The 1,874-nt window shown below is 70.2% G+C and carries 2 protein-coding genes and 1 pseudogene; all 3 read right to left on the bottom strand.

Features of this window, described 5'->3' with window-relative positions; genetic code table 11:
- Positions 1-243, bottom strand: a pseudogene (locus R1101_RS0122530) (hypothetical protein); the annotation flags it as partial.
- A gap of 3 nt (positions 244-246) precedes the next feature.
- Positions 247-1,155: an RluA family pseudouridine synthase gene (locus R1101_RS0122525; RefSeq protein ID WP_016935471.1), complete on the bottom strand. Its 909-nt coding sequence runs from the start codon at positions 1,153-1,155 to the stop codon at positions 247-249.
- Between the two features lie 14 nt (positions 1,156-1,169).
- A complete protein-coding gene (gene lspA / locus R1101_RS0122520) occupies positions 1,170-1,790 on the bottom strand; it encodes a signal peptidase II (protein WP_016935470.1) in 621 nt (206 codons plus the stop codon).
- Positions 1,791-1,874 lie beyond the last annotated feature (84 nt).

Below are 1,874 nucleotides of genomic sequence, written 5' to 3'. Positions count from 1 at the left end.
GACCCGGTCGACGGCCACGGTGTCGGCGAACGACACCAGTCCCCAGTGTTCGAGGGCTCCGGCCGCGTCCGCCTCGGTCAGACTGTCGGCGGCTCGCGTCAGGTAGTCGGCGACCGCTTCACCGTTGTCGGGGCCGAGGGTGTCGCTGCCGACCGGGGCCGGCCGGGGCGGGGCGGTCCACCCGGCGACGAGCACGGCGACCACGAGGGCGACGACCGCCGCCCAGGGCAGGACGCGTCCCATCGGTCAGGCGCTGCGCAACACGGCGAGTGCGTGTTCGAGATCCGGCGGGTACTTGCTGGTGATCTCGACCCAATGTCCGCGGGTGGGATGCGAGAACCCGAGTGTGCAGGCATGCAGCCATTGCCGTTCGAGACCGAGACGTGCCGCGAGACGCGGGTCGGCGCCGTAGGTGAGGTCGCCGCAGCACGGGTGACGCAGCGCCGAGAAGTGCACGCGGATCTGATGGGTGCGACCGGTTTCGAGGTGGATGTCGAGCAGGCTCGCGGCCTGGAACGCCTCGATCGTGTCGTAGTGCGTCACGCTGGGTTTCCCGTCGGCGGTGACCGTGAACTTCCAGTCGCTGCTGCGGTGCCGGCCGATGGGCGCGTCGATGGTACCGCTGCTCGGGTCGGGATGCCCCTGGACGAGCGCGTGGTACCGCTTCTCGACCGTGCGCTCCTTGAAGGCACGCTTGAGGACGGTGTAGGCCCGTTCGGATGTCGCGACCACCATGACGCCGGAGGTACCCACGTCGAGCCGGTGCACGATGCCCTGCCGTTCGTGGGCGCCGGACGTGGAAATCCGGTATCCGGCGGCGGCGAGACCGCCGATCACCGTCGGGCCGGTCCATCCGACGCTCGCGTGGGCGGCGACACCCACGGGCTTGTCGACGGCGACGATGTCGTCGTCGGCGTAGAGGATCTCCATGCCCTCGACGGGCTGGGCCTCGATGGTCAGGGGACGGGGCGGCTCGGGTAGCTCGACCTCGAGCCACGAGCCGCCGGACAATCGGTCGGACTTGCCCACGGCCGCACCGTCGACCACGACGGCGCCCTCCTCGGTGAGCGTGGCGACCACGGTCCGGGACAGACCGAGCAGGCGCGCGAGGCCTGCATCGACACGCATCCCGTCGAGCCCGTCGGGTACGGGCATCGCGCGGGTTTCCCTCACTGGTGTGATTCCTTTCTCGTTTCGTCCGGTGCCGCGTCCCGGCCCTTCGAGGCGCCGCCGTCGGGTTCGATGCCGAACACGGTCAGGGCGACGAGCAGGATCGCTCCGCACACGATGGCCGAGTCGGCGACGTTGAACACCGGCCACCATCCGACCGACACGAAGTCGACGACGTGGCCCTGGAGCGGTCCGGGCGAGCGGAACAGACGGTCGGTGAGATTGCCGAGCGCTCCCCCGAGGACCAGGGCGAGACCGAGCGCCCACCACCCCGATCTCAAGGTCCGGCCGATCTTCACGACACCGACGACGACAGCGATCGCGACCAGCGTGAGCAGCCAGGTCATGCCCGTGGCCATGGAGAACGCGGCGCCGGGATTACGGATCAGCGTCAGGGTGACCGTGTCGCCGACGATGGAGATCGGGTCGGCCGGGTCGATGTAGTGGACGGCGAGCACCTTCGTCGCCAGATCCGCGAGGTAGACGACGAGCGCCACGAGCAGCAGCGGTCGCAGCATGCGCCTGCCGACGCCGGTGGACGGGGACGGCGCCGGTTCGTCGGCACCACCGGGAACCGGCGGATCCGCGTCGCGGTCGGGTCGGGGAGCTTCGTTCGTCACCGTTCCATCATCCCCTACCCGGACGACCGCGGCGGTTCCCCCTCCCGTCGTGGCTACCCTGGGTGTCGTGCCTGCGCTGTCCAG

This window comes from Rhodococcus sp. R1101, assembly GCF_000278445.1.
Taxonomy (GTDB): domain Bacteria; phylum Actinomycetota; class Actinomycetes; order Mycobacteriales; family Mycobacteriaceae; genus Rhodococcus; species Rhodococcus gordoniae.
The sequence above is the reverse complement of the archived record's forward strand: the minus strand, read 5'-3'. Positions and strand labels throughout refer to the sequence as shown.

Bases quoted from the DNA above. Each gene is read 5' to 3' on its own strand.
- R1101_RS0122525 (WP_016935471.1), bottom strand. From the start codon at position 1,155: ATGCCCGTACCCGACGGGCTCGACGGGATGCGTGTCGATGCAGGCCTC.